The sequence below is a fragment of the Halochromatium sp. genome, from assembly GCF_046541315.1.
GTDB lineage: Bacteria > Pseudomonadota > Gammaproteobacteria > Chromatiales > Chromatiaceae > Lamprobacter.
Genome location: NZ_JBKHDN010000171.1, coordinates 1 through 5,913, shown reverse-complemented (window position 1 = coordinate 5,913; position 5,913 = coordinate 1). Strand labels below are relative to the sequence as shown.

At 65.6% G+C, this 5,913-nt stretch carries 9 protein-coding genes; all 9 read left to right on the top strand.

Annotation, left to right across the window (positions count from 1 at the left end):
* Window positions 1-515: energy transducer TonB (locus ACLFQI_RS10800; protein ID WP_410759244.1), on the top strand; the 515-nt coding region annotated here is incomplete at its 5' end.
* A gap of 71 nt (window positions 516-586) precedes the next feature.
* Complete coding sequence (locus ACLFQI_RS10795) at window positions 587-1,150, top strand: YqgE/AlgH family protein (RefSeq protein ID WP_410759243.1); 564 nt, start codon at window positions 587-589, stop codon at window positions 1,148-1,150.
* A 36-nt stretch (window positions 1,151-1,186) separates the two neighbouring features.
* A complete protein-coding gene (gene ruvX / locus ACLFQI_RS10790) occupies window positions 1,187-1,612 on the top strand; it encodes a Holliday junction resolvase RuvX (RefSeq protein WP_410759241.1) in 426 nt (141 codons plus the stop codon).
* 20 nt (window positions 1,613-1,632) lie between these two features.
* The gene (pyrR, locus tag ACLFQI_RS10785) at window positions 1,633-2,226 is read left to right on the top strand and encodes a bifunctional pyr operon transcriptional regulator/uracil phosphoribosyltransferase PyrR (RefSeq protein ID WP_410759239.1); all 594 of its coding nucleotides are present in this window, start codon (window positions 1,633-1,635) and stop codon (window positions 2,224-2,226) included.
* Window positions 2,226-3,272: an aspartate carbamoyltransferase catalytic subunit gene (locus ACLFQI_RS10780; protein ID WP_410759238.1), complete on the top strand. Its 1,047-nt coding sequence runs from the start codon at window positions 2,226-2,228 to the stop codon at window positions 3,270-3,272. Before pyrR ends, ACLFQI_RS10780 begins: the two co-directional genes overlap by 1 nt.
* The gene (locus ACLFQI_RS10775; RefSeq protein WP_410759236.1) at window positions 3,265-4,551 is read left to right on the top strand and encodes a dihydroorotase; all 1,287 of its coding nucleotides are present in this window, start codon (window positions 3,265-3,267) and stop codon (window positions 4,549-4,551) included. The genes ACLFQI_RS10780 and ACLFQI_RS10775 overlap by 8 nt, the downstream gene beginning before the upstream one ends.
* A gap of 4 nt (window positions 4,552-4,555) precedes the next feature.
* Complete coding sequence (locus ACLFQI_RS10770; RefSeq protein WP_410759234.1) at window positions 4,556-4,891, top strand: Uma2 family endonuclease; 336 nt, start codon at window positions 4,556-4,558, stop codon at window positions 4,889-4,891.
* A gap of 74 nt (window positions 4,892-4,965) precedes the next feature.
* On the top strand, window positions 4,966-5,451 hold the full coding sequence (locus tag ACLFQI_RS10765; protein ID WP_410759232.1) for an alpha/beta hydrolase: 486 nt from the start codon (window positions 4,966-4,968) through the stop codon (window positions 5,449-5,451).
* Between the two features lie 82 nt (window positions 5,452-5,533).
* A partial coding sequence (tnpA, locus tag ACLFQI_RS10760) for an IS200/IS605 family transposase (RefSeq protein ID WP_410759230.1) occupies window positions 5,534-5,913 on the top strand: 380 nt, incomplete at its 3' end.

Genomic DNA, 5,913 nt, shown 5'->3' with positions numbered 1-5,913 from the left:
CCAACGCCGCCGCCCTGCTCGAGACCGAAGCGATCGAGGATAGCCCCGAGCCGCCATCGATCTCGGCCGCCGACATCTTCGCCAGCCGCCAGGCCGAACTGGCCAGCCTGACGACCGCCAAGACCAAGCAACAGAGCAGGGCCAACGCCAGCGGCACGCGGCGCAAGACGGTCAGCGCCGCGCCGCGCGACCGCCTTTTCGACAGCTACAGGGAGAGCCTGTCGAACAAGGTGGAGCGGATCGGCAACCTCAACTATCCACGCGAGGCGCGGGAACGCGGTCTCTATGGCCGCCTGACCCTGCACCTTGCGGTGCGCTCCGATGGTACCCTTAAAGAGGTTCGCGTGGTTCGCTCCTCCGGGCACGAGGTGCTAGACCAGGCCGCGGTGCATATCGTCGAGCTGGCCGCGCCGTTCGCGCGGTTTCCGGCTGGCCTCAAACGCGAAACCGATGTGCTCGATATCGTCGTTCCTTGGCAATTCCAACGGAATCACAGGCTCAGCCGGGGGCGCTAATACCGCGAGCGGGACGCATCGCGCGATCGCAATGGCTTGCCAGGCAACCGAGCGGGCTGGATACTATCCCTATGACTATTGCAACGTCGCTGACCAACCATTTCCTGATCGCGATGCCGGGTCTGCAAGACCCCAACTTCTCGCGCACGGTGACCTATGTCTGCGAGCATTCCGAGGAGGGCACGATGGGCATCGTGATCAACCGTCCGATGGAGATCCAGCTCGGCGAGGTCCTGGCCCAGCTCGACATCGACCCCGAGGCCAGCAATGTCAGCAATGCCCCGGTGTATCTCGGCGGTCCGGTGCAAACCGATCGCGGCTTCGTCATCCACGACGGCAACTTCAACTTCGATTCGACGTTGCGGGTGACCAAGGATATCCAGGTCACCACCTCGCGCGATGTGCTCGAGGCCATCGCCAAGGGCCAGGGGCCGGCGAACCGGCTGATCGCGCTCGGCTATGCCGGCTGGTCCAGCGGCCAGATCGAACAGGAGATGATCGCCAACGCCTGGCTCAGCGGTCCGGCCGACGGTCGCATCCTCTTCAATACGCCCTCGGCGCAGCGCTGGCAATCGGCCGCGCAACTGCTCGGCGTCGATCTGAACCTGCTCAGCGGCGACGCTGGACACGCCTGAGCGGGCCGCTTCAACACGACAGCCGCGACCAGACCCTTGGCGACCCTGCTCGGCTTCGACTTCGGCCCGCGCAAGATCGGCGTGGCCATCGGTCAGACGGTGACCGGCACGGCCACGGCGCTGGAAACCGTCCGTGCCCAGGGGCAGCGTCCCGACTGGAAGCGGCTCGAGGCGATCATCCGCGAGTGGCAACCGCAAGCCGCCGTGGTTGGATTGCCGTTCAACATGGACGACAGCGAGGAGACCTGGAGTTCCCAGGTCCACCGCTTCGCGCGCCAGTTAGAGGGCCGCTTTGGGCTTCGCGTGCATCTGGTCGATGAGCGTTTGACCAGCCTTGCGGCGCGACGCCAGCTCCGGGTCGATGCCAACACGGCGGATGATCGCATCGATGCGCAAGCCGCCAAGCTGATCCTCGAGACCTGGCTCGCCGAGGCCCCATCACCGCCATCCTCCGCTTCTTAGCGCATCCGAAGGAAGTTGCCATGACCACCATGCACACCTGGCAGTCCACCGACGAAATCGAGGCCGCGATCGGCCGGATGGCCGATCAGCTCGGCGCGCTCCTGGCCGCGCGCGCCATCGACCGGCCGCTGATGGTCGGTATCCACAGCGGCGGGGTCTGGATCGCCGAGCGCCTGCACCAACGCCTGGGGCTGCAAGAGCCGATGGGTCAGCTCGATATCTCGTTCTACCGCGACGATTTCACCCGCATCGGCACCCATCCGCAGGTGCGCCCCTCGGATCTGCCGGTGCCGGTCGACGATCGCCATATCGTGCTGGTCGATGACGTACTCCAGACCGGGCGCACCATCCGCGCCGCGCTCAATGTCTTGTTCGACTACGGCCGCCCGGCCTCGGTGGCGCTCGCCATCCTGGCTTGTCGCGACGGACGCGAATTGCCGATCGAGCCGGACGTCGTCGGCCTCAATGCCGAACTCGAGCCGGGCGAGCAGATCAAGCTGACCGGCCCGGAGCCCCTGACGCTCAGGCGCGGCCGCGTCGAGCCCAAGGCATCCCAGCCGGCGAGCGCCGACCCGAACGCTGAGCCGGACGCTGGCCCGGACGGGGCCCCGTAATGGACCACCGCCAGCTTCAGCTCGATGACGCGGGCCGGCTCAAGCACTTCCTGACCACCGACGGGCTCGACCGCGCGTTGCTGACCGAGATCCTCGACCGCGCCGAGGGCTTTCTCAGCGTCGCGCGGCAAGCGGTGAAAAAGGTGCCTCTGTGCCGGGGCAAGATCATCGCCAACATCTTCTTCGAGAACAGCACCCGAACCCGCACCACCTTCGAGCTGGCGGCCAAACGGCTCTCGGCCGACGTGCTCAATGTCAATATCAGCACCTCGGCGACCGCCAAGGGCGAGACGCTGCTCGATACCCTGCGCAACCTCCAGGCCATGAACGTCGATATGTTCGTCGTCCGCCACGCCGACAGCGGTGCCGCGCAGTTCATCGCCGAGCATGCCGCGCCCTTCGTCAGCGTCATCAACGCCGGCGATGGCAGCTATGCGCATCCGACCCAGGGCATGCTCGATATGTTCACCATCCGCCGCCACAAGGGCGCGTTCGAGCCACTGGTCGCGGTCATCGTCGGCGATGTCCTGCACTCGCGGGTGGCGCGCTCGCAGATCGGCGCCTTGCGCACGCTGGGCGCCGCCGAGGTGCGGGTGGTCGCGCCGCGCACCCTGATCCCGGCCGAGGCCGAGGACGCGCTCGGCGTGCGCGTCTTCGCCGATCTCGCCAGCGGCGTGCGCGATGCCGACGTCATCATCCTGCTGCGGCTCCAGCGCGAGCGCATGAATGGCGCCTTCCTGCCCAGCGAGCATGAATACTTCCATCTCTTCGGTCTCACCGAGGCGCGCATCGCGCAGGCCAAGCCGGACGCCATCGTCATGCACCCGGGACCGATCAATCGTGGCGTCGAGATGGACTCCGGCATCGCCGATGGGCCGCGCTCGGTGATCCTCGAGCAGGTCAGCAATGGTCTGGCGGTGCGCATGGCGGTGATGTCGATGTGCATCGGCACCCAAAACCTTGCCCTCGCCCAAGCCGCGCGCGGCGGCGAGTTGGGCGAGACAGTCGCCGACAGCGAGCAGGACGGAGGGCTAACCCATGGCTGAGCGGTCACTGACCATCGCCAACGGCCGCGTGCTCGACCCCGCCAGCGGCCTTGACCAGATCACCGATCTGCATCTGAGCGGCGGGCGCATCCTCGCCCTCGGCCCGGCGCCCGAGGGGTTCGAGCCGCAGCGCTTGATCGACGCCACCGGCCTGGTCGTCTGCCCGGGCCTGGTCGATCTCTGCGCGCGCCTGCGCGAGCCTGGTCTCGAGCACAAGGGCACCATCGAGAGCGAGACCCGAGCGGCGGTCGCCGGCGGCATTACTACCCTCTGCTGCCCGCCGGATACCTCGCCAGTGATCGATACCCCAGCGGTCGCCCAGCTCATCCGACGGCGCGCCAAGACCCGCGGCCAGGTCCGCGTGTTACCGGTCGGCGCCCTGACCAAGGGACTCGCCGGTCAGCAGATCAGCGAGATGGCGGCGCTGAAAGAGGCCGGCTGTCCGGCAGTGGGCAACGCCGACCACCCCATCCGCAATACCCGCGTCAAGCGCCGGGCGCTGGAATACGCCGCGACCTTCGGGCTGATCAGTTTCCTGCATCCGGCCGACCACGACCTCAGCGAAGGCGGCCTAGTGCACGAGGGCCGCGTCAGCACCCAGCTCGGCCTGCCCGGCATCCCCGAAGCGGCGGAAACGGTCGCGGTCGCGCGCGATCTGGCACTCGCCGAGCAGACTGGCGCGCGCGTGCACTTTCGCGGCCTCTCCACCGCGCGCGCGACCGAGATGCTGGCCGAGGCGCGCCATCGCGGCGTCGGTGCCAGCGCCGATGTCAGCGCCCATCAGCTGTTCCTGACCGAGGACGATCTTTACGGCTTCAACGCCAACGCCCATGTGATGCCGCCGCTGCGCACCGCGCGGGACCGCGATGCCCTGCGCGCGGCGGTTGCCAGCGGCGCCATCTCGGCGATCTGCTCCGACCATCGCCCGCACGAGCCCGACGCCAAACTCGCGCCCTTCCCGCAGACGCGCCCCGGGATCTCGGCGCTCGAAACGCTGCTCTCGCTGGTGCTGGCGTTGGTGGCGGATGGCGTGATGGACCTCAGCACCGCCTTAGCGCGGGTCACCTGCAATCCAGCCGAGATTCTCAATCGTGCCTACGGTCGCATCGAAGTCGGCGCTCGCGGCGATCTCTGCCTGTTCGATCTCAACGAACGCTGGCGCCCCGCTCCCGAACACTGGCTCAGCCAAGGCCAGAACACGCCGTTCTTCGGCCGCGAGCTGCAAGGTCGCGTGCGTTACACGCTGAGCAATGGCCGCTTGGTCTACGAGCGGATTTGATCCCATGGCCAGCCAACCAAAACCACAGTTCACACCGCAAGAATACCTCGCTTGGGAACGTCAACAAGCGACGCGCCACGAGTTCTTCAATGGCGAGATCTTCGCCATGACCGGAGCGAGCCGAGCGCATACTCTGATCCGCGGCAATGCCTGTGCAACACTCCACGCGCAACTGCGCGGCAAGCCCTGCGAACTGTACAACAACGACATGCGCGTCAAGGTCAGCGAGACGGGGATGTACACCTATCCCGATATCGTCGCCGCCTGCGCTGACCCGCAATTCGAAGACACCGAGGTCGATACGCTGATCAATCCGAAATCAACCTCGGCTTGCTGTTAAGCGACCTGTACGAGCGCATCCTGCACTCAGGCGATTGACGGCAAAGCTCGTCCCGAACCGCGCAGGATCGTCGTTTGCTCGCCAAGCTCACCTCACTGTTGTTCATGGCCCTGCTCGGCCTGCTTCTGTTTGGGCTTCTGCTCTGGTGGTTGCAGCCCAGGCTGATCTTTTTCCCCGATGATCGGTTGCAAGCGACACCGACCGATTGGGGGCTCGACCACGAGGAGGTCGCGCTGCTCACCGAGGATGCGGTCGCGCTGCATGGCTGGCTGGTGAGCGCGCCCAGACCGCGTGCCACGCCACCGCGCACCCTGCTGTTCTTCCATGGCAACGCCGGCAATGTCTCGCACCGGGGCGATTCGCTCAGGATCTTCACCGATCTCGGGCTCGAGGTGTTCATCATCGACTATCGAGGTTATGGCCGCAGCCAGGGTTCGTCCTCTGAGCCAGGGCTGTACCGAGATGCCACGGCCGCTTGGAATTGGCTGACCCAGGTGCACGGCATCCCGCCCGAGGAGATCGTAATTAAAACAGGTAAACCCCCGGCTCTGCCGGGGTGACAGTAGCAGTTTGACATTTACGGGAGTCCATCGGAGACACTCCTGTCGTGAGCCGCCAAGCACACGATGTTGGAGAGTCCCGATGGACAAGATTGAGAGCTTAAGTCACTCCAAGTGGGAGTGCAAATACCACATTGTTTTCATTCCAAAATGCCGCCGTCGCGTCCTGTACGGGCAGTTGCGTCGGCATCTGGGTGAGATTTTTCATGAACTCGCGCGCCACAAAGACAGCCGCATCGAAGAAGGTCACCTGATGGCCGATCATGTGCACATGCTGATCTCGATTCCACCGAAGCATGCGGTCGCTCAGGTGGTGGGCTACATCAAGGGCAAGAGCGCCATCCACGTGGCGCGGGTCTATGGTGAGCGCAAGCGCAACTTCGGGGGTCAACATTTCTGGGCGCGAGGTGAAGTGGACCCCCGAAACTGGACCACTGCGCAAGTTAATGTTTTGGGTATCAT

Bases quoted from the DNA above. Each gene is read 5' to 3' on its own strand.
- ACLFQI_RS10795 (WP_410759243.1), top strand. From the start codon at position 587: ATGACTATTGCAACGTCGCTGACCAACCATTTCCTGATCGCGATGCCG.
- pyrR (WP_410759239.1), top strand. From the start codon at position 1,633: ATGACCACCATGCACACCTGGCAGTCCACCGACGAAATCGAGGCCGCG.
- ACLFQI_RS10780 (WP_410759238.1), top strand. From the start codon at position 2,226: ATGGACCACCGCCAGCTTCAGCTCGATGACGCGGGCCGGCTCAAGCAC.
- ACLFQI_RS10775 (WP_410759236.1), top strand. From the start codon at position 3,265: ATGGCTGAGCGGTCACTGACCATCGCCAACGGCCGCGTGCTCGACCCC.
- ACLFQI_RS10770 (WP_410759234.1), top strand. From the start codon at position 4,556: ATGGCCAGCCAACCAAAACCACAGTTCACACCGCAAGAATACCTCGCT.